The sequence below is a fragment of the Sandarakinorhabdus sp. genome (assembly GCF_031430775.1).
GTDB lineage: Bacteria > Pseudomonadota > Alphaproteobacteria > Sphingomonadales > Sphingomonadaceae > Sandarakinorhabdus.
Genome location: NZ_JANPCD010000002.1, coordinates 1 through 20,656 on the forward strand (window position 1 = coordinate 1; position 20,656 = coordinate 20,656).

A 20,656-nucleotide genomic window follows, 5' to 3' on the forward strand; every position below is an offset into this window, starting at 1 on the left:
CTATCAGGGCGCCGTTACTGCCCGTGGGGCAACCTGCCGATCCGGCGCGGAGACTGGAATGCGACTGAAGATTAAGGCGATGACATTGGCGTTGACGGCATTGTTGCCGCTGCCGCTGCATTCCCCCGAGGCATTGGCCCAGGAAGCACCGGCAGAAGCGGGCTTTTCGGCTGGAGATTTGCCCGAAATGGCGCTGATGGGCGTTTCGGACCCCGCGCTGCGCAAGGCGCAGGCGATCGTCAACGGTGATGTCATCACCGATACCGACATCGACCAGCGGCTGAACCTTGTCGTCGCAGCCAACGGCGGCAAGATTTCGGAGGAGGAACGCACGCGCCTTCGCCTTCAGGTGCTGCGCAACCTCATCGATGAAAAACTCCAGATCCAGGAAGCGGCCAGCAACGACATCCGCATCAGCGATGCCGAGGTCGCCCGCTCGTTCGAGCGCATCGCCCAGAATTTCAAGCGCAATCCGGCCGGCTTCGAGGCTTATCTGCGCGAAGCGGGATCGTCGCCCAATTCCATCAAGGCCCAGATCAGGGGCGAACTGGCCTGGAGCCGTGTGCTGCGCCGCAAGGTCGAACCGCTGGTCAACGTCGGCGACGACGAGGTCGAGCAGGTCATTGCCAAGCTGAACGCAGCCAAGGGCAAGGACGAGTTTCATGTCGGCGAAATCTTCCTGTCCGCAACGCCGGAAACCCGCGACCAGGTGATGAATGATGCTGCCCGCATTGTTGGCCAGATTCGCGGTGGTGCCAGCTTCGTGGCCTATGCCCGTCAGTTTTCCGAAGCCTCCACCGCCGGACTTGGCGGCGATCTTGGCTGGGTGCGCGCCGAACAGCTCAATGACGCAGTGTCGCCGGCTGTTGCCCAGCTGGAGCCGGGCCAGGTCACCGATCCCGTGCCCTTGACTGGCGGCGTCGCCATCATGGCGCTGATCGAAAAGCGTCAGGTGCTGTCGGCCGATCCGACGCTGGCCGTGCTCAGTCTCAAGCAGATTACCGTGCCGTTGCAGCCGGGCACCACCGAAGCACAGGCCCGTTCCAAGGTGACCGAGGTGCAGGCGCTCACCAGCAACATGGGCGGTTGCGGACGGGTGGAAGAAATCGGCAAGCAACTCGGCGCCGATGTGGCGTCCAACGATGCCATCCGCATGAAAGATCTGCCCGCACCGTTGCAGGCGCTGATGGGCAAGATGTCGATCGGCGAAGCGACGCCGCCGTTCGGCTCGGCCAATGAAGGGCTGCGCGTGCTGGTGCTGTGCGGCCGTGACGACAGCGCGGTGCAGGCCAAGGCGCCGGACTTCAACGAGATTTTTGCACAGATGAATGATCAGCGCGTCAACATGCGCGCCCGGCGTTACCTGCGCGATCTCAGGCGCGACGCCATCGTCGATTATCGCTGATGCTGCCGCCGCTGGCCGTTTCCATCGGCGATCCTGCCGGTATCGGCCCTGAAATCGTTGCGCGCGCCTGGGCTGCCCGCAATACCGAGCGCTTGCCGCCATTTTTTGCAGTCGGCGACCGGCGCGCGATCGCCGCTGTATGGGATGGCCCCGTCGAAGTGTTGTCGGTCCCGGGCGATGCAGCGGCCGTTTTCGACCGGGCGCTGCCGCTGGTGCAGGTCGATGATCCCGGCGAGATCGTGCCCGGCGACGCCAATCTGGCCGGCGCGCGGTGTGCTCTCGACAGCCTCGAACTGGCGGTCGGATTGACACGCGGTGGTTTTGCCAGCGGCATTGTCACCGGTCCGGTCAGCAAGGCGCAACTCTATGCCATCGGTTTCAACTATCCCGGACAGACCGAATTCGTTGCAGAACGCTGCGGGATTGCAGCGGCCAATGCCGTCATGATGCTGGCTGGGCCGAGCCTTCGGACGGTCCCTGCCACCGTGCACACGCCGCTTGCCGATGTGCCGCGCCTGCTTACCACCGAATTGCTCGTCAACAAGGCGCGCATTACCGCCAAGGCATTGTGCCGCGATTTTGGCCTGGTTCGCCCGCGGCTGGTCTTTGCCGGACTCAACCCGCACGCCGGTGAAAGCGGCACGCTGGGCCGTGAGGAGGTTGACATCATCCAGCCAGCCATGGCGGCACTGGTGCTGGAGGACATCGATGTGCGCGGGCCGTTTGCCGCCGACACATTGTTCCATGCCGATGCGCGCGCGACCTATGATGTCGCCATCTGCATGTATCACGATCAGGCACTTATCCCGCTGAAAACCCTGCACTTCGAAGATGGTGTCAATGTCACGCTGGGCCTGCCGGTCGTCCGCACCTCGCCGGACCATGGTACGGCATTCGGTATTGCCGGCCGCGGCCTCGCCGATTGCCGTGCGATGATCGCTGCCATCCGCATGGCCGGTGAATGTGCCGCGCGCCGGGCTATGGCCGCCCATGCTGTCTGATCTTCCGCCACTGCGCTCCGTTATCGCAAGCCACGGCCTTGCTGCCAAGAAATCGCTGGGGCAGAATTTCCTGCTCGATACCAATTTGCTGGACCGTATTGCGCGGGTTGCCGGCCCATTGGAGGGAGAAACTGTTTATGAAATCGGCCCCGGCCCCGGCGGCCTGACCCGCGCGTTGCTGCGTGCCGGCGCCCGTGTCGTGGCTGTCGAGCGTGATGACCGGGCCTTGCCGGCGCTGGCGGAACTATCGGATGCCGCGCCGGGCCGCCTCACCGTGATCGGCGGCGACGCCAAGGCCGTCGATGGCGAGGCGCTGGCCGGTCGCGGCGCCCATATCGTTGCCAACCTGCCCTATAACATCGGCACCGCGCTGCTCACGGGCTGGCTGACCAGCGAGACATGGCCGCCATGGTGGGCCAGCCTGACCCTGATGTTCCAAAAGGAAGTCGCCGACCGCATCGTGGCCGCGCCGGGCAGCGATGCCTATGGCCGGCTTGCCGTGCTGTCCCAGTGGCGCACAAAACCGACGATCGCCCTGACCTTGCCGCCGCGCGCCTTTGTGCCGCCGCCCAAGGTGTCATCGGCCGTGGTCCATTTCCGGCCCGACACGCCCATGTCAGCGGCGCTTCCGGCCCGCTTGGGCGCTCTGACCGCTGCTGCCTTTGGCCAACGGCGCAAGATGCTGCGCGCCAGCCTGCGCGGCCTGCCAGGCGCGCTCGATGCGATGATCGCACAGGGCATCAGCCCTGAGGCGCGCGCCGAAACCGTTCCTGTCGAAGCCTTTGCAAGGGCTGCGGCGCTACTCTGAGTGCGAAGGGTGTCAGTTGCGGGCTGTGGCGGGCTTGGCCGGCGCGGCGCTGGCAGTCGCAGCCGCAGCAATCGCGGTCTGCAGGCGCTTGGCCTCGGGGCAATCGGCCTTGCACAGTGCCTTGATGCGCGCGAGGTTGATCTGGGCGCGGGCGGTTGCGCCGCGCGCAATCAGGGCCTTGCCCTGCCCTTCCAGCGCGGCCAGATCGGACGGGTTGATCAGCAGCGCTTCACGGTAAAAACGCACGGCCTTGCCCGGCAGCCCGAGTTTTTCATAGCTGTGGGCCAGCCCGGTAAAGGCCCCGACGTTGCGAGGGTCGCTCGCAAGCGCTGCTTCAAAGGCATCGATTGCAGCCGAGGCATCGCCGCGCAGCAACGCCGCCTGCCCTTCGCCGCCAAGCCGCACCGAAAGCGGTTTCAGGGCATCATCTCGCGGCGCGGCGCCGACAGCCATGGATGCAGCAGCTCCGGCAACCAGAAGGATCAAGGGCAAGGCAACGCGAACACGCATATCGGACTCCGGAAACGTTGTCCGATACGCTAGCAGGTCAAACGCGCGCTTGCGATGAAAAACCCGTCGCATCCCTCGGCCCCCGGCAACAGCACACGGGCAGTTACGGGCGCGTCATCGCCGGGGATGCACATCGGCAAGGGCGCAAATTCCGGGTGATGGGCATGGAACGCCGCAATCCGGTCCTCGCCCTCCTCCATCAGCACGGAGCAAGTGACAAACACCAGACGGCCGCCGGGTCGCAGCAGGCTGGCGGCAATGTCCAGCAGCCGGTCCTGCTCCTCCATCAGGCGTTCGAGCCGCTTTGGTGTCAGCCGCCAACGGCTTTCGGGGTTGCGGCGCCAGGTGCCGCTGCCCGAGCACGGCGCATCGACCAGAACCGCATCCATGGTGCCGGCAATGTCGGCAAGATGCTCCATCTCGCGCCGTGGATTCATCTCCCGCACGTCGGCGATGGTCACGCCGGCCCGCACAAGGCGCGGCGCCATCGCCGTCAAGCGGCCGCGATCAATGTCGCAGGCCACCAGCAGGCCCTGGTTGTCCATGTCCGCTGCCAGCGCCAGCGTCTTGCCGCCGGCACCGGCGCACAGGTCGACGATACGCTCACCGGGCGCGGCCGCCAGTGCCAGGGCGGCAAGCTGCGAGCCTTCGTCCTGCACATCGAGCGCGCCCGCCTGCGAGGCGGCCAGCGCCTCGATATCGATGCCTACAGGCGCGCTGAGGCCCATTGGCGCGCGCATGGTGGGCACCAATTCGGGATGCTGCGCCATCACCTCTTCGCGGCTGGCCTTCAGGCGGTTCACTCGCAAGTCCAGCCGCGCCCGGCTGAGCAGCGCGTCGGCGCCGGCCAGATCGGCACCGAATCGGCGTTTCAGCCGCGGCCCGAGCCAGAGCGGCGCCAATCCGGCCTTTCCGGCAGGTTCGCCGTGCACCAAAGCCGCAGGGCCATGGCCGCCCGCACCGAACGACGCCAGCAAATCCGGCGCATGAATACGGGCATGACCGATTAGCGCGGCGCGGCCAGTCGGCGGCACTTCGCCGGTGCTGCGGATCACATCATAGATCAGATCGCGCACCGCGCGCCGGTCCTTGGAACCGGCATAGCGCCGGGCGGCGAAATACCGCTGGATCAGCGTGTCGGCGGCGGCGCCCCCCTGTTCGGCGGCGATGATGATCTGGTCAAGGCATTCGATCGCGGCCTGGATGCGCGCTGCGGGCGTCACGAACTGGTCGGATAGTTGGGGGCTTCACGCGTGATCGTCACGTCGTGGACATGGCTTTCGCGAAGACCCGCATTGGTGATGCGAATGAATTCGGCGCGGCTGCGGAATTCATCCAGCGTGGCGGCGCCGGTATAGCCCATCGCAGCCTTCACCCCGCCGACAAGCTGGTGCAGCACATTGGATGCCGGCCCCTTGAAGGGCACCTGTCCTTCGATGCCTTCGGGAACCAGTTTCAGCTCGTCCTTGATGTCCTGCTGGAAATACCGGTCGGCGCTGCCGCGCGCCATGGCGCCCACCGACCCCATGCCGCGATAGGCCTTGTAGCTGCGGCCCTGCCACATGAACGTGTCGCCCGGCGCCTCGGCCGTGCCCGCTAGCAGGCTGCCGACCATCACGGCCGCTGCTCCTGCCGCCAGCGCCTTGGCAACATCGCCCGATGTGCGCAGGCCGCCATCGGCAATCACCGGCACTCCGAGTTTGGACGCGGCTTCGGCGGTATCGATGATTGCGGTCAAATGCGGCACGCCGACACCGGCAACAACGCGCGTCGTGCAGATCGAACCCGGGCCGATGCCGACCTTGATGCCATCGGCGCCGGCATCGATCAGTGCGCGCGCGGCATCGGCCGTGGCGACATTTCCGGCAATCACTTGGGCATTGTTCGACAGCCGCTTGATACGGGCAACCGCCTCGGCAACCCGGTCGCTGTGGCCATGTGCGGTGTCTACGACGATCAGGTCGCATTCGGCATCGAGCAGCGCTTCGGTGCGCTCGAACCCGGCGTCGCCAACCGTTGTGGCAGCGGCCACGCGCAGCCGGCCTGCGCCGTCCATCGTGGCGTTGGGATAGTTCACCGCCCGGGTGATATCCTTCATGGTGATAAGCCCAATGCAATGGTTGTCGTCATCGACCACCAACAGCTTCTCGATACGGTGCGCATGCAGCAGCGCCCGCGCTTCGGCTTCGCTGGCCCCGGCACGCACGGTGACGAGGTTTTCGCGGGTCATCAGCTCGGCAATCGGCTGGTTTTCATTGTCGGCAAAGCGCAGGTCGCGGTTGGTGACAATGCCGACAAGCCGGCCCGGCGCGCCGTCCTTGCCGATGCGTTCGACCACGGGAAAGCCGGAAATGCCATGGCTGGCCATCAGTGCGCGTGCATCGCCCAGCGTCTGGTCGGGCGTCAGCGTCACGGGATTGACGACCATGCCGCTTTCGAAGCGTTTGACCTGCCGCACGGCCAGTGACTGTTCGGCAACGGTAAGATTGCGGTGCAACACACCGATGCCGCCGTTTTGCGCCATGACAATCGCCATTTCTGCTTCGGTCACGGTGTCCATCGCCGATGACAGGATCGGGATGCCAAGGGTGATGCCGCGCGTCACCCGTGTCGCGGTGTTCGCCATGCTGGGGAGGACGGCGGATGCGGCTGGCACCAGCAGCACGTCATCAAAAGTAAGGCCGAGGCGAATGTCCATGGGTGACTCCGGTTGCGAGTCGCGTCGTCTTACGGACCTATGCCCCCAAAGGAAAGGGCCCACCGCAGCGCGGCAGGCCCTTGCCCGTCGGTCAAAGTGCCTCAGCCCTTGGCGCCGTCCAGCCAGGCCAGCCAATATTGGGCAATCGCATCGCGCGGCGTGGAGCCGGTCAGGCCCTGCATTGCGGCCTTGGCACCGGCTGCATCGCCGCTGCGTGCCAGGGAGGCGCCAAGCCGAAGATTGACCAGGGTCTGGTCGGCAAGCGCATTGCCGACAGCCATCTTGTAGAGCGTAGCGGCCTTGGCGAAATCACCATAGCCGTAATATGCATCGGCGGTGGCAACCGCGAGCTTGGCATTGCCCTTGATTTCCTTTTCCAGCCCCGGCAGCGAGGCACGATCCGCCTTGACCTTGGAATCCACCGACTTCATCAATTCGATGACAATCGGCTTGGTGGGGTTGAGCATTTTCTTCGCAATGCCTTCGTTCAGCGCCCATTGCGCTTCACCCGGAAAACCGCGCCCCAGCGAGGTATCGGCATATTCGATGAAATCACGCTCGCCGTTCAAGGAACCGGTCGCAGCCTGCAAGCGCAGGAAATCCACCTGGGTCTGTTCGTCGATCCGGGGATAGCTGTCCTGCAAGATCACAATGGCATCGCGCCAGTTCACCGGGTTGGGATAGGCCCGCAGCAACGCCAAAGAGGCGCCGCGCACATGCGTCGTCAGCTTTGCGTCATAGGCAATACCCAGCGCCCGGCGATACCAGCTTTCGGGCACAACGGCGCCGCTGGCCTTTTGCACAGCGATTGCCTTGCCGATCGTGTCCACGGCCTTGGCGGTCTGGCGCTGCGATTGATAGAGTTCGGCAAGGCCGACAATATTGTCAGCGTTGTTCGGTTCAAGCGCGAGGAGCTCCTCATAACGCTTTGTTGCAGTGATATAGTCCTTGTTCTCAAGCGCCACCGACCCGATGTAACGCACGAACTTCACCTTGTCGGCTTCGGGCACCATGCCACTGTCGATCATCACGGCCAGCGCCTTGACGGACATCGCCTTGTCACCAAGCGCCTGCGCCGAATTCAGCCGCAGCCGGGCGATCCAGAAGCCATCCTCGTTGGTCTTGTCGGGGATGGCATCGGTGGTATCCAGCAGCGCCAGCGCACCGGCATCATTCTTTGCGGCTTGCAGCTTCTGCACTTCGCCCAGGACCTTTTGCACCGGCTTGGACAATTTCGGCGGCTTGGGCGCGTCGGCCTTGGCGGCTTCGGGCTTTTTCTGGGCCAATGCCGGCCCTGCGATGGCCAGCGATGCACCGGCCAGCATGGCGGCAACCAACTTCAAACCAAATTTTGTCATCACGATGAACCTCCCGGAAATTTTGCCCGAACCAAAATTTTTCCCGAAAATGGCTAGGCTGTGCCTGTCAACTCGTCAACAGCCCTGCACCTCGGCAGGCCATGGCTTTGGGGTGTTGCCCGTGAATGAAGGTTGAACCTGAACAGTGCGGCCGCAGTCAGTTTATGGCTGCGGCTTGCCCGTGGGCGCGGTGCCTGCCGACGACATTGTGTCGGTGGACGTCATGGTGTCGGCTGCCGGTGGTTCCTCCGGCGCCCGTGGTTTTTTGGGACCGCATCCGGCCAGAATGAGGCCGCATGCCAGGGTCACGGCAATTCGCATTCACGCTTCCTCCTGCTTGCCCAAGCATAGGCCTTGCCGCTGCACTTGCGAAGCGGGGACTTCGAGGCCAGAACATGACGATGCTGACGCCGCCCTTCCCGCCACTTTTCAGCCGATTGTGGATTGCAGCGCTGGCCGCAGGTATCGCTTATTTGCCAATTGCGTCGATCACCGGCGGCACGGCTGTAGTCGCAGCCAAGGGCGCGATGCTGGTCATTCTGGCCATGGCAGCGCTGGCGCTGCGCGTGCCGGGCGCCGGCTGGCTGGCGGTCATAATGGCCGCCGGTGCGGCTGGCGACATGCTGCTGGCAGTGCCGGGCGGGTTTATGATCGGCGCGATTGCCTTTGCGCTGGGCCATGTGGTCGCCATCATGTTCTACATGCGCCGGCGCGCCGCCAGCACGGTTTCGCGTCGGCTTATCGCGGCGGCGCTCATCGGATATGGCCTGGCCATGCCGGCACTGGTGACCCCGGCTGGTACGCCCATAGGGCTCGTCATGGTTTATGCCGTGCTGCTTTGCGGCATGGCGGCCAGCCTGTGGCTCAGCAGCCTGCCGCGTGTGGCTTTTGCCGGTGCCTTGTTGTTCGTGCTGTCCGACACATTGCTGGTCATGCGCATGGGCGGCACGCTGGTCGGCACTGCCGCAGCGCATGGCGCCATGGTCTGGCTCAGCTATGCAGCTGGCCAGGCGTTGATCTGCCTTGGTGTCGCGCGCGGGCTACTTGCGGAACGATAGGCGCGGGTTACTCGCCGATCAGTCGGCCGGCTGTTCCCCGTCCTGAATCGCGTCCGGCTCCGGAGCAACCTCGGCCTGCAACGTATCTTCTTCGGCAATATCGTCGGTCACGATCAGCGCTGCCGAAACCACATGTTCGTCATCGGCAACCTTGAACAGCGTCACGCCCTGCGCGCTGCGGCCCATGATGCGGATGTCGCTGGCCCGCAGCCGGATCAGCTTGGCCTGGTCGGTGACCATCATCAACTCGTCCTGGTCGCGCGCCGTGAAGCTTGCGACGACATCGCCGTTGCGATCGCTTTCGGCAATGTTGCGGATGCCCTGCCCGCCGCGCCCGGATTGGCGATACTCGAACGCGCTCGACCGTTTGCCAAAGCCATTGTTGGTCAGCGTCAGGATGAACTCTTCGCCGGCGACAAACTGCGCCATGCGCGTTTCGGACAAGGCGCGCTCACCGGGCTCGTTCTTCCAGGGCGCGGATTTGAGATAATCCTCGCGCTCCTGCGGGCTGGCGCCAAAGGCCTTGAGGATCGACATGGAGATGACTTCGTCGCCGCCGTTCAGCGTCATGCCGCGCACGCCGGTCGATGTGCGGGACACGAACTCGCGCACATCGGTGACGGCAAACCGAATGGCCTTGCCGCTCTTGGCCGCGAGGAACACGTCATCGGCCTCGTCGCACAGCGCCACACCGATCAGCCGGTCCTCATCCCCATCCTCGAAACGGATGGCGAGTTTGCCGGCGGTCGGCACATTGGTGAATGCATCCATGGCGTTGCGGCGAACCGAGCCATGCGCGGTGGCGAACATGACATGCAGACGGCTCCACTGGCTCTCGTCTTCCGGCAGCACCAGCACCGTGGTGATTTTCTCGCCTTCGCCCAGCGGCAGCAGGTTGTTCAAGGATCGACCCTTGGCCTGCGGGTTGCCCAGCGGCAGTTTCCAGACCTTGCGGCGATAGACCTTGCCGGCCGACGAAAAGAACAGCACCGGGTTGTGCGTAGATGTGACGAACAAATTGGTGATGGCGTCCTCGTCCTTGGTCGCCATGGCGTTGCGGCCCTTGCCGCCGCGATTCTGGGCGCGATATTCGGCCAGCGGCACGCGCTTGATCCAGCCCGACATGGTGACGGTCACCACCATATCCTCGACTTCGATCAGGTCCTCGTCATCCAGATCGTCGCCCGCCGCCACGATCTCGGACCGGCGCTTGGATTGGAACAGGCTGGCCACTTCCTCGATTTCGGCGCGCAGCACGGCATAAAGCATGACCCGGTCGCCGAGGATTTCGAGAAGCCCGGCAATGCTGCCGGCCAGTTCAGCCAGCTCGCTGCCGATTTCGTCACGGCCCAGCGCCGTCAGCTTGGCAAGCCGAAGCTCCAGGATGGCGCGTACCTGCGCCTCCGACAGGCGGATCGTTGCGGCATCGGCATCAACACTGCCGGCCTCGACCAGCGCCAGATAGGGCCGGATTTCATCGGCATCCCAGTCGCGCGCCATCAGCGTGTCGCGCGCGGCGGCCGGGCTGGCGGCGGCGCGGATGGTGCGCACCACTTCATCAAGATTGGCCACAGCGATGACGAGGCCAATCAGCAGATGGGCGCGGTCGCGCGCCTTGGCCAGCTCGAACTTGGACCGGCGGGTGATGACTTCCTCGCGGAATTCGACAAACGCCTTGATGATGTCTTTCAGGCCCATCAATTCTGGCCGGCCACCGCGAATCGCCAGCATGTTGATGGCAAAGCTCTGCTGCGCCGGGGTGTGGCGATAGACCTGGTTGAGCACGACTTCGGGCGTCGCGTCGCGCTTGAGCTCCATGACGATCCGCACGCCTTCGCGGTTGGATTCGTCGCGCAGGTCGGACACGCCTTCGATGCGCTTGTCCTTGACCGCTTCGGCAATCTTTTCGACCAGCGCGTTCTTGCCCTGCTGGAAGGGAATTTCGGTCAACACGAGGCTGCGCTTGTCGCCGCGCCCTTCCTCGACGATGTGGCGTGACCGCATGATGATGCTGCCCCGGCCCGTCTCATAGGCCTGGCGGAGCTGCGATGTGCCGACGATCAGCGCGCCGGTGGGGAAATCCGGTGCCGGCAGATGCTGCATCAGGTCTTCGACACTGATCAGCGGATTGTCGAGCCAAGCGCGCACGGCATCGACGACTTCGCCCAGATTGTGCGGCGGAATATTGGTCGCCATGCCGACGGCAATGCCGCCGGCGCCATTGACCAGCAGATTGGGGAACCGCGCCGGCAGCACCGCCGGTTCGCGTTCCGAGCCATCGTATTTGGGTATGAAATCGACGGTATCGCGCTCGATATCGGCCAGCAGGCTTTCGGCGGTCTTGGCCAGACGCGCCTCGGTGTAGCGCATGGCAGCAGGCGCATCCGGGTCCATCGAGCCGAAATTGCCCTGACCGTCGAGCAGCGGCAGCCGCATCGACCAATCCTGCGTCATGCGCGCCAAGGCGTCATAGATCGCGCTGTCGCCGTGCGGATGATATTTGCCCATCACGTCGCCGACGATGCGGGCGGACTTGCGATAGGGCTTGCCGGCGGTGAAGCCGTTCTCGAAACTGCCCCACAAAATCCGGCGATGCACCGGCTTCAGGCCATCGCGCACATCGGGCAACGCACGCGCCACAATGACCGACATCGCATAGTCGAGGAACGACGTGCGCATTTCGGTGACGATGGAAATCGGCTGAATATCGGGCGTGCCGGCCGAAGGCGGCGAAGTGGTGGAATCCATGGGGTTTTTTCAGGCCTGATCAGGGGGTGTCATTTGCCTGTCATGTCTAGGGCAAGGAAGGGCAAAAGGCCAGAAAAAGTGGCGCTGATCCGGCGGGTTCGTGAACAGACGGACAATGGGCAAAAAGCCCATCTGCCTCTGTCGACTACTCCGCCGCGATCGCCGCCGGCACCTGCACGAACCCCTGCCGCCGCGCGATGCGCGCTTCGATTTCGGGGCGGAAATGGCGGATCAGGCCCTGGATCGGCCAGGCTGCGGCATCGCCCAGCGCGCAGATGGTATGGCCCTCGATCTCGGTGGTCACATCCAGCAGCAGGTCGATTTCATGCGGCTCGGCATCGCCGGTCACCAGCCGCTGCATGACGCGCCACATCCAGCCGGTGCCTTCGCGGCACGGCGTGCACTGGCCGCAGCTTTCGTGCTTGTAGAAGTAGCTCAGACGCGCAATTGCCCGCACGATGTCGGTGGATTTGTCCATGACGATGACCGCCGCCGTGCCAAGGCCCGATTTCAGGTCGCGCAGGGCATCGAAATCCATCGGGCAATCGATGATCTGATGGGCCGGCACCAGCGGCACCGATGACCCGCCGGGGATGACCGCCAGCAGATTGTCCCAGCCACCGCGAATGCCGCCGCAATGCGTCTCGATCAGTTCGCGGAACGGCACGCTCATCGCCTCCTCGACGACGCAGGGCGTGTTCACATGCCCCGAAATCTGGAACAGCTTGGTGCCCTGGTTCTTGTCGCGGCCGATGCCGGCAAACCACGCCGCGCCGCGCCGCAGGATGGTCGGCACCACCGCGATGCTCTCGACATTGTTGACGGTGGTCGGGTTGCCATACAGGCCGGCGCCGGCCGGAAACGGCGGCTTGAGGCGCGGCTGGCCCTTTTTGCCCTCAAGGCTTTCGATCATCGCGGTTTCTTCGCCGCAGATATAGGCGCCGGCACCGCGGTGCACGACGACGTCGAAATCATAGCCCGAACCACAGGCATTGTTGCCGACCAGCCCGGCGGCATAAGCCTCTTGCACGGCCTGCATCAGCACCTGCGCCTCGCGGACATATTCGCCGCGAATATAGATGAAGGCGGCGCGGGCGCGCATGGCAAAGCCGGCAATCAGCGCGCCTTCGATCAGCTTGTGCGGATCGTGGCGGATGATCTCGCGGTCCTTGCAGCTTCCCGGCTCGGATTCATCGGCGTTGACCACCAGATAACTGGGCCGCGCCGGATTGGGCGTCTTGGGCATGAAGCTCCACTTCATGCCGGTCGGGAACCCTGCCCCGCCGCGCCCGCGCAGGCCGCTGGCCTTGATGGCGTCGATGATGGCATCGGGGCCGGGCGCCAGCAGCGCGCGCGTGTCTTCCCAATCGCCGCGCGTGCGCGCCGCGCCCAGCGTCCATGGCTGGAAGCCGTAGAGGTTGGTGAAGATGCGATCTTTATCAGCGAGCATGACTGGTCACTTCTGCTTTTTTTTCTGCGCGATGGCCACCACCAGCAACATGCTTCCCACAACCAGAAGCGGTATGCCGGCCGTCACCAGTTGCTGACCCGTCTTGATCCCATACAGCATGATTCCGATGGCGATGATCTGCAGTAGAAATGAAAGGATGACGAGCGCAAGAAACGGCGATCTTTGCTGTGCGGCCATCAGCCGTTCTCCGCCAATTGCAGCAGCGTTGTAGGTCCGCCTTCGGGGCATGACGCCGTGCGGCCGATCTGGCTGCCGGGCTTTGGCGTTTCGCCGCGCTCCAGCATCTCCAGAATGGCCATCATGCTGGTGTGGGTCAGATCCTCGTAATTGTCGTCGTTGATCTGCACCATCGGCGCGTTGGCGCAGGCGCCCAGACATTCGACTTCGGTCAGGGTGAACAGGCCGCCATGGGTGACCCCGCCCTTTTTCAAGCCCTTGTCGGTGCAGGCCTTCATGACATCGTCCGAACCGCCCAGCATGCAAGGCGTCGTGCCGCAGACCTGGACATGGTAGCGGCCAACCGGCTTGAGATTGTACATGGTGTAGAAACTGGCGACTTCATAGGCGCGGATGTACGGCATGCCGATCCGGGCCGCGACAAACTCGATGACCGGCACCGGCAGCCAGGCGCTGCCCGTGCTATCGGCCATCTGACCCTGCGCCAGCCACAGCAAGGGCATGACGGCACTGGCCTGACGCCCTTCGGGATAAAGCGCAATAATGCGCGCGGCCTCGACGGCGTTTTCCGGCGTCCAGGCGAAACCTGCGCCACTGCTAGTGCTGGCCATCAGCGAATGAACTCCACGCGCGAGCACAGCCCGCCTTCGAAACTATATACGGACATGACCGGAAAAGGCGCTGCGTCAGGACCGCGCTGCACCATTTCATGCAACACGACGAATTCGCCGAGCACATGGCCGGACAGGATTTCGGCCCGATTGTGCGGAAATTCGGCAAACATTGTCTTGAGTCCGGCGCGCACGCCTTCGCGGCCCTGACGCAGCACGCTGCCGCGATAGCTCGCTTCGCAAGCATCCGCCGTCATCAGTGCGACATAGGCGTCGGCATCCTGCGCATTGTAATGCGCAATCATCGCTTCCGCGACGGCCAGAAAGTCACTCATTGTCGAACGATCAAGGCTTTGGCGGCGCCGCGCGCTGGCAGGACCGTGCCGCACGGCGCCGCAACACGCATCAGTTATCGAGCCGCGACAAATTCATTCGCAGCAGCATGAACACCAGGATGATAATCGATATCAGCACCAGGAAACTGCTGAACAGCCCCGGCTCACGCATGGTCGACAGCATGGCGAGCGCCAACAGAGCCAGCGAAATAAAGATGGATTCGTCGTTCAGAAACTTCACCGGTCTACCTCCCCAAAAACTATATCAAGACTGCCCAGGATGGCTGGAGCATCCGCAAGCATATGACCTTTGCACAAAAAATCCATCGCTTGAAGATGCGCCATGCCGGTCGCGCGCACATGGCAGCGCCACGGCTTGTTGGTGCCGTCGGCCACCATGAAGATGCCGAACTCGCCCTTGGGACTTTCGGTGGCGACATAGGCTTCGCCGGCCGGCACGTGCAGCCCTTCGGTGTAAAGCTTGAAATGATGGATCAGCGCCTCCATCGACCGCTTCATCTCGCCGCGTGACGGTGGACTGACCTTGCGGTCAAGCGTGGCGTGCGGGCCGGACGGCATCTGGTCGACGCATTGGCGGATAATCTTCAGGCTTTCGCGCATTTCGTCCATGCGGACCATGAACCGTGCGTAGCAATCGCCGTCGTCGGACACGATGACGTTGAAATCCATCTGGTCATACGCGTCATAGGGCTGCGACTTGCGCAAATCCCAGGCAACCCCGGACGCACGGATACACGGCCCGGTGAAGCCCCAGCGGATGGCGTCTTCCTTGGAAATCACGCCGATATCGACGTTGCGCTGCTTGAAGATGCGGTTGTCGGCAACGAGCCCCTGCATTTCATCCAGCACGCGCGGGAATTGTTCCGCCCAGGCCTTCACGTCGTCCAGCAGCCCTGCCGGCACATCCTGATGCACCCCGCCGGGCCGGAACCAGGCGGCATGGAAGCGCGCGCCGGACACGCGTTCATAGAATTCCAGCAGCTTCTCGCGTTCCTCGAACAGCCACAGGATCGGCGTCATTGCGCCAACATCAAGGGCATGCGCAGTGACGTTGAGAATATGGTTCAGGATGCGCGTGATTTCGGCAAACATCGTGCGCAGATATTTGGCTCGCGGCGGCACCGATATGCCCGCCAGTTTCTCGATGGCCAGCACATAGCTGTGCTCCATGCACATCGGGCTGACATAATCGAGGCGGTCCATATACGGCAGCGCCTGGAGATAGGTTTTATACTCGATCAGCTTTTCGGTGCCACGATGCAACAAGCCGATGTGCGGATCGCAGCGTTCGATGATTTCGCCGTCAAGCTCCAGCACCAACCGCAGCACGCCATGCGCCGCCGGATGTTGCGGGCCGAAGTTGATCATGTAGTTCTGGATGTCGTTGCCCTCCTTGGCGGGCAGCACATCGGCGGTATCGTCCTTGGTCCAGGCGATACCGGCGGGGGTGAGATCAGCCATTTGCCGGACCCTTCACTTGCGCCTTCTCATCGCCGGGCAGCACATAATCCGTGCCTTCCCAGGGCGAGAGGAAATCGAAGCTGCGGAAATCCTGCGCCAGCTTGACCGGTTCATAGACGACCCGCTTGTGTTCCTCGGAATAGCGCAGTTCGACATAGCCGCTGAGCGGGAAATCCTTGAGGAACGGATGCCCTTCAAAGCCATAATCGGTCAGGATACGGCGCAGATCCGGATTGCCGCTGAACAGCACGCCATAGCAATCCCAGGTCTCGCGCTCATACCAGCCGGCATTGGGATAAAGTTCCGTAAGCGACGGCACGGCATGACGCGCATCGGTCGTTACCTTGACGCGCAGGCGCAGGTTCAGCGCCATCGACAGCAGGTGATAGACAACATCGAACCGCTCTGCGCGCTCGGGATAATCGACGCCGCAGATATCGATGAGCTGGTTCAGCCGCAGCGCCGGGTCGTCCCGCAATGCGGCAATGGCCGGGACCAGCGCGTCGCGATTGATGGTCACGGTCACTTCGCCGACATGGCTTGTCACGGCGGTGATCGCCTCGCCAAGCAACGCCCGCAGATGTGCTTCGATGCCCTCGATCCGGGCCATGACCGGCCAGCTGTCGCGGCCGAGTTCGGGGGAAACCAGCGTCGTCACTCAGCGCGAACCCATTCTAACGTTCAAACGTGCCGACGCGGCGGATTTTCCGCTGGAGCGCCAGAATCCCATACAGCAGTGCCTCGGCCGTCGGCGGGCAGCCGGGCACATAGATATCCACCGGCACGATGCGGTCGCAGCCGCGCACGACAGAATAGCTATAGTGATAATAGCCGCCGCCATTGGCGCAGCTGCCCATCGAGATCACGTAACGCGGCTCGGACATCTGGTCATAAACACGGCGCAGCGCCGGGGCCATCTTGTTGCACAGCGTACCCGCCACGATCATCACGTCCGACTGGCGCGGTGAGGCGCGCGGTGCCACGCCGAACCGCTCCAGGTCGTAGCGCGGCATGTTGGTGTGCATCATTTCAACGGCGCAGCACGCCAGCCCGAATGTCATCCACCATAACGAACCCGTGCGCGCCCAATGGAACAGGTCTTCTGTCGAGGCGACAAGGAAGCCCTTGTCAGCGACCTCCTGCGACAGGTCCGACAGGAACATGTCGCGGCTGCCTTCGGGCAGGATGATGCCGCCGGGCGAAGTGCCGGCAGGTGCGATCACTCCCATTCCAATGCTCCGACTTTCCATGCGTAGACCAGCCCGATGGCCAGTTCGCCCAGGAACTCCATCATCGCCCACCATGCCGGCTCCCCGCCCCAATGCAGCGACACCGCCCATGGAAACAGGAATGCTGCTTCGAGGTCGAAGACGATGAACAGGATGGCGACAAGGTAGAATTTCACATCGAACTTGCCGCGACTGTCGGAAAACGCCGGAAAGCCGCTTTCATATTCGGACAGCTTGACGGTGTCTGGCTTGGACGTCCCCGTGAGTTTCGACACAGCAATGGGCGCACTGACAAAAATCAGCGCGAACGCGGTGCCGACCGCCAGAAACAGCAGCACGGGAAGATATTCAGAAGCAATGGCCGACATGGACGGGCCTTGGTCTTTCCTGAGCGTTCGATGCCCGCGTCTCTAGGCGTCAAGCATCGCGCCGGCAACAATATTCCGGCCCGATCCGGTTCTCGGCGCGGTTTTTGGCCTGTGTCACGGCGCCTCAATCATCCTTGGGCGTATAGGCGAACGGGTCTGTCTCGCGCGGCTTGGTCGGCACCGGCCCGCGCGGCAGCGGCGTATCGGTGTTGGCCGCATTCCAAAGGAAGCTCGCCATGATGACGGCAGCCTGGCGCAGGTCATCGGCCCTGAGATGATCATAGGTGTCGATGTCGCTGTGATGGACACGGCTGTCGTAATCGAGCGGGTCCTGGATGAACTGGTAGGCCGGGATTCCCACCGCCTGCATGAAGACATGGTCGGTACCCTGGGTCTTGCTCGCGACCACGGCGCTGGCACCCATAGCATTGAAAGGCGACAGCCAGCTGCTGAAAATGCCTTCGACGCCCGTGTTGCCCTCGGTGTAGATGCCGCGGATCTTGCCGCTGCCATTGTCGAGGTTGAAATAGGCTTTCAAATCGGCGTGGCCGGGCCGCAGCGTGAGCGGCCATTGCCGCGACCAGAGGTAATATTCGGCTGAATCGCTCAGCGCCGCCTTGGCCGGATCGGCCGGCGGGCGGGTGGCGAGATGCTTTTCGATATAGGCCTGGCTGCCGAGCAGCGCCTGTTCCTCGCCGGCCCATAGCGCAAAGCGGATGGTGCGCTTTGGCTTGACGCCGAGCGAGGCGATGATGCGCGCCGCCTCCATCACCACAGCCGAACCGGCGCCATTGTCGGCAGCACCGTCTGCCGCCACCCAGCTATCGAGATGCGCGCCGGCCATGACATAGCCCGCCTTGGGGTTGCTGCCAGCGATGTCGGCGATCACGTTGTTGGCCCTGGTGTCAGCCTCGTGGAAGCTGACCTGCGTGTCCACTTCGATGGTGACCGGGGCGTCGCCTTTTGCCAGGCGCGCCAGCCGGCGATAATCCTCGGCTGCCATCTGCACGCCCGGCACCGCGCGCTTGTCGTTCATGTGATAGCCATAGCCTTCACCGGACACGAGCCCGCCATCGCGATACGACCGCGACACCCAGACAAGCGCGCCTTCCGCCTTGAGAAACGCATCGAGCCGCTTGGCAAAACCGCTGCTCCGATAGTCCTTTTCGGCGGCTTCGGCATTTTCCTTTGGCAGGTCGAAACTGTCGAGCTTGGCAATCTCCTCGCTCGACAGGCGCTGGAATGCCGGCTCCTTTGGCTCGCCCGACATGCCCGGCTGCGACACCAGCACGATACGGCCCCGCAGCTTGCCGCGCCATTCGTCGAAATCGCGGTCGCGGCGCATCGGCGCCACGATGATCGGCGCGGTAACCGTGCCCGGTGTCCCCGGCGTCCACGCCACCGGGATGACGCGCAGCGGCAGCACACGCGGAGCCGTCATGCGCACCGTCGCCTTGTCGATCGACCAGCCGCGCCCGAAATCAAAGGCTTCGAGGTGCACATTGGTGAGGCCCCAGGCCTTGAACCGGCCCTGGGTCCAGCTTTCGGCGGCCCGCATCTGCGGGGAATTGGTCATGCGCCCGCCGATGCGGTCGGTCAGATACTGGACAGTCTCCATGACTTCGCCGTGATGGATGCCGGTGTCGATGATGCGCGCGGTGATTGCCGCGTCGGGCGCATCGGACGCAAGCGCCGGCATGGTGGCGGCGAGTGCAAGCACGGCACAAAACATCAAACGCATGGTCATTTCCCCTCGAACAGTCCTAGCGCAGCGCGCCGGCCACCAATTTGTGCAGCTTTGACTGGATATTGCCGTTGCCTGCAACAATTTCCCGCCGGGCGACCATATCGTCCTTGCCCCGGAAGTCGCTGACAAAGCCGCCGGCTTCCTTGATCAGCAGGATGCCCGCCGCCACGTCCCAATGCGACAGGCCGGCCTCCCAGAAACCATCGAAGCGCCCAGCTGCGACCCACGCCATGTCGAGGCTGGCCGCGCCAAAGCGCCTGATGCCGGCAACTTCGGGCATCACGGCTTGCAGGACCGAGCCAAACTGGCCGCGGTCACCATGCCCCATATAGGGAATGCCGGTGGCGATGACGCATTCATTCAGGTCGCGGCGACCCGATACGCGCAGGCGCCGGTCAGATAGCCAGGCGCCCCTGCCCTTTTCGGCCCAGAAGCTTTCGCCGGTCAACGGCTGGTGAATCAGGCCGGCGACGACTTCGCCGTCCACCTCGGCAGCAATGGAAATGGCGAAATGCGGCATGCCGTGCAGGAAGTTGGTGGTGCCATCCAGTGGATCGACGATCCAGCGCGAGCGTGCGTCATTGCCGGTTTTTTCGCCGCCTTCCTCCAGCAGCAGTCCCCAATCGGGACGGGCGTGAGCCAGAACCTCGACCACGGCAGCTTCGGCGGCGCGATCGGCGTTCGACACGAAATCGGCCGGGCCTTTGCGGCTCACCTGCAAGGCGTCCACCTCGCCGAAATCGCGGCGCAGCTTGGGCGCCGCCTTACGGGCGGCCTTTTCCATGACGGTGATGAGCGAGCTATGGGCAACCATGCATATTTCCTTGGCCGGGCGAACAACGCGCGGCGCAGCAAGTGTCGGGACAGTGGCAAAGAACGCGCGTCGGTTAGACGTTTGCGCGGCTGTTGCCAACAGGCGACAGGAAATCCGTCAGCGTGCCTTTTTCAGATACGGCATGACATCGACGTTGCGATAGCCCGGGGTGAGGCCGGCGAAATGGCGAAGCCAGAAGCCATGACCGCCGCCATAAACGACCAGCACCCGGCTGCCGGGGCGTGCGACCTGCATCAATTTGCCGAAAATCTTGGCGTTGCGCAGATACCACATGGCGTTCAGGTCGGCCCCCGTCTGTGTTTCGCCATCACCGATCGGCAGCATGCCATAATAGCTGTCGTTGTTGCCCCAAAGATCGGCCAGATCATTCACCTGTAGCAGCAACTGACCGACAGTATGCGACCTTTGCGCGGCTTCGAACGACTTGACCCGCGCCGCCGCCGGAGCATTCAGCGCCTTCAGCATGGCGGCCTGGCCGAATTTGGCGGCCGTTTCCTGCACCTTGTCATAGGGGTAATAGTCCGGCTCGCCTTCGCCGGTTTGCTCATCGATGCCGTTGACAGTCTTGATGCCCGCCAGCCGCGCCGTACGATAACCAATCTGCACAATCTCGTTGGCATCGCGCGCCAGCATTGCATCGTCGAAGCGGTCGTATTCGGAAATCGCGAAATCCGGTGCCTTGCTCTGCATTTCCACCATGACATGCGTCGGCTTGAACGTCGCCAGTGCCCGCGCTACCCGGTCCAACTCGCGCTGGCGCTGCGGCGTGAGCACAGAGTCCGCCTGCATGTTGTTGGTGTCGAGGCCGGGATTGC

General features: G+C 63.6%; 21 protein-coding genes. 4 read left to right on the forward strand and 17 right to left on the reverse strand.

The genetic code is table 11. The annotated features are described in order from the left end of the window. Nucleotides 1–58: 58 nt before the first annotated feature. Genes RMQ73_RS00015 through rsmA form a run of 3 tightly spaced genes read left to right on the forward strand, consistent with a single transcriptional unit; the run spans nucleotide 59 to nucleotide 3,214 of the window. Nucleotides 59–1,405 (forward strand): peptidylprolyl isomerase, encoded by a 1,347-nt coding sequence (locus tag RMQ73_RS00015; protein WP_310495901.1) that lies wholly within the window; start codon nucleotides 59–61, stop codon nucleotides 1,403–1,405. After that, a complete protein-coding gene (pdxA, locus tag RMQ73_RS00020; protein WP_310495902.1) occupies nucleotides 1,405–2,406 on the forward strand; it encodes a 4-hydroxythreonine-4-phosphate dehydrogenase PdxA in 1,002 nt (333 codons plus the stop codon). Before RMQ73_RS00015 ends, pdxA begins: the two co-directional genes overlap by 1 nt. Then, nucleotides 2,396–3,214, forward strand: coding sequence for a 16S rRNA (adenine(1518)-N(6)/adenine(1519)-N(6))-dimethyltransferase RsmA (gene rsmA, locus RMQ73_RS00025; RefSeq protein ID WP_310495903.1), 819 nt, complete (start codon nucleotides 2,396–2,398; stop codon nucleotides 3,212–3,214). Before pdxA ends, rsmA begins: the two co-directional genes overlap by 11 nt. A 12-nt stretch (nucleotides 3,215–3,226) precedes the next feature. On the opposite strand, the gene RMQ73_RS00030 is transcribed toward rsmA, so the two are convergent. The 4 genes from RMQ73_RS00030 to RMQ73_RS00045 all read right to left on the reverse strand — a co-directional run bounded on the left by RMQ73_RS00030 (nucleotide 3,227) and on the right by RMQ73_RS00045 (nucleotide 7,780). Next, a complete protein-coding gene (locus RMQ73_RS00030) occupies nucleotides 3,227–3,724 on the reverse strand; it encodes a tetratricopeptide repeat protein (RefSeq protein ID WP_310495904.1) in 498 nt (165 codons plus the stop codon). A gap of 29 nt (nucleotides 3,725–3,753) precedes the next feature. After that, entirely contained in the window at nucleotides 3,754–4,947 is a 1,194-nt protein-coding gene (locus tag RMQ73_RS00035) for an RsmB/NOP family class I SAM-dependent RNA methyltransferase (protein WP_310495905.1), read from the reverse strand. Beyond that, a complete protein-coding gene (guaB, locus tag RMQ73_RS00040; RefSeq protein ID WP_310495906.1) occupies nucleotides 4,944–6,422 on the reverse strand; it encodes an IMP dehydrogenase in 1,479 nt (492 codons plus the stop codon). Before guaB ends, RMQ73_RS00035 begins: the two co-directional genes overlap by 4 nt. 101 nt (nucleotides 6,423–6,523) lie before the next feature. Beyond that, the gene (locus tag RMQ73_RS00045; protein ID WP_310495919.1) at nucleotides 6,524–7,780 is read right to left on the reverse strand and encodes a tetratricopeptide repeat protein; all 1,257 of its coding nucleotides are present in this window, start codon (nucleotides 7,778–7,780) and stop codon (nucleotides 6,524–6,526) included. 395 nt (nucleotides 7,781–8,175) lie between these two features. Here RMQ73_RS00045 and RMQ73_RS00050 point away from each other — a divergent pair, with 395 nt between their 5' ends. After that, nucleotides 8,176–8,838: a lysoplasmalogenase family protein gene (locus tag RMQ73_RS00050; RefSeq protein ID WP_310495907.1), complete on the forward strand. Its 663-nt coding sequence runs from the start codon at nucleotides 8,176–8,178 to the stop codon at nucleotides 8,836–8,838. A gap of 18 nt (nucleotides 8,839–8,856) precedes the next feature. Here RMQ73_RS00050 and gyrA read toward each other — a convergent pair whose 3' ends face one another. The 13 genes from gyrA to RMQ73_RS00115 all read right to left on the reverse strand — a co-directional run. After that, a complete protein-coding gene (gene gyrA / locus RMQ73_RS00055) occupies nucleotides 8,857–11,586 on the reverse strand; it encodes a DNA gyrase subunit A (RefSeq protein WP_310495908.1) in 2,730 nt (909 codons plus the stop codon). Nucleotides 11,587–11,731: 145 nt separating this feature from the next. After that, complete coding sequence (gene nuoF / locus RMQ73_RS00060; protein WP_310495909.1) at nucleotides 11,732–13,036, reverse strand: NADH-quinone oxidoreductase subunit NuoF; 1,305 nt, start codon at nucleotides 13,034–13,036, stop codon at nucleotides 11,732–11,734. A 6-nt stretch (nucleotides 13,037–13,042) separates the two neighbouring features. Then, entirely contained in the window at nucleotides 13,043–13,234 is a 192-nt protein-coding gene (locus tag RMQ73_RS00065) for a hypothetical protein (RefSeq protein WP_310495910.1), read from the reverse strand. Next, a complete protein-coding gene (gene nuoE, locus RMQ73_RS00070) occupies nucleotides 13,234–13,845 on the reverse strand; it encodes an NADH-quinone oxidoreductase subunit NuoE (protein ID WP_310495911.1) in 612 nt (203 codons plus the stop codon). Before nuoE ends, RMQ73_RS00065 begins: the two co-directional genes overlap by 1 nt. Further along, nucleotides 13,845–14,180, reverse strand: a complete 336-nt coding sequence (locus tag RMQ73_RS00075) for a nuclear transport factor 2 family protein (protein ID WP_310495912.1) — start codon at nucleotides 14,178–14,180, stop codon at nucleotides 13,845–13,847. The genes nuoE and RMQ73_RS00075 overlap by 1 nt, the downstream gene beginning before the upstream one ends. Before the next feature lie 70 nt (nucleotides 14,181–14,250). Further along, nucleotides 14,251–14,421, reverse strand: a complete 171-nt coding sequence (locus tag RMQ73_RS00080; protein ID WP_310495913.1) for a hypothetical protein — start codon at nucleotides 14,419–14,421, stop codon at nucleotides 14,251–14,253. Beyond that, nucleotides 14,418–15,569 (reverse strand): NADH-quinone oxidoreductase subunit D, encoded by a 1,152-nt coding sequence (locus tag RMQ73_RS00085; protein WP_310495920.1) that lies wholly within the window; start codon nucleotides 15,567–15,569, stop codon nucleotides 14,418–14,420. The genes RMQ73_RS00080 and RMQ73_RS00085 overlap by 4 nt, the downstream gene beginning before the upstream one ends. Before the next feature lie 85 nt (nucleotides 15,570–15,654). Then, nucleotides 15,655–16,320: an NADH-quinone oxidoreductase subunit C gene (locus RMQ73_RS00090; protein ID WP_310495914.1), complete on the reverse strand. Its 666-nt coding sequence runs from the start codon at nucleotides 16,318–16,320 to the stop codon at nucleotides 15,655–15,657. A gap of 16 nt (nucleotides 16,321–16,336) precedes the next feature. Then, nucleotides 16,337–16,825, reverse strand: coding sequence for a NuoB/complex I 20 kDa subunit family protein (locus RMQ73_RS00095; protein ID WP_409049808.1), 489 nt, complete (start codon nucleotides 16,823–16,825; stop codon nucleotides 16,337–16,339). A 56-nt stretch (nucleotides 16,826–16,881) separates the two neighbouring features. Then, entirely contained in the window at nucleotides 16,882–17,259 is a 378-nt protein-coding gene (gene ndhC / locus RMQ73_RS00100) for an NADH-quinone oxidoreductase subunit A (RefSeq protein WP_310495916.1), read from the reverse strand. A 124-nt stretch (nucleotides 17,260–17,383) separates the two neighbouring features. Further along, on the reverse strand, nucleotides 17,384–19,006 hold the full coding sequence (locus RMQ73_RS00105; protein ID WP_409049807.1) for a M20/M25/M40 family metallo-hydrolase: 1,623 nt from the start codon (nucleotides 19,004–19,006) through the stop codon (nucleotides 17,384–17,386). Between the two features lie 16 nt (nucleotides 19,007–19,022). Then, nucleotides 19,023–19,820, reverse strand: a complete 798-nt coding sequence (locus RMQ73_RS00110) for an inositol monophosphatase family protein (protein ID WP_310495917.1) — start codon at nucleotides 19,818–19,820, stop codon at nucleotides 19,023–19,025. 117 nt (nucleotides 19,821–19,937) lie between these two features. After that, a partial coding sequence (locus tag RMQ73_RS00115; protein WP_310495918.1) for a DUF5694 domain-containing protein occupies nucleotides 19,938–20,656 on the reverse strand: 719 nt, incomplete at its 5' end.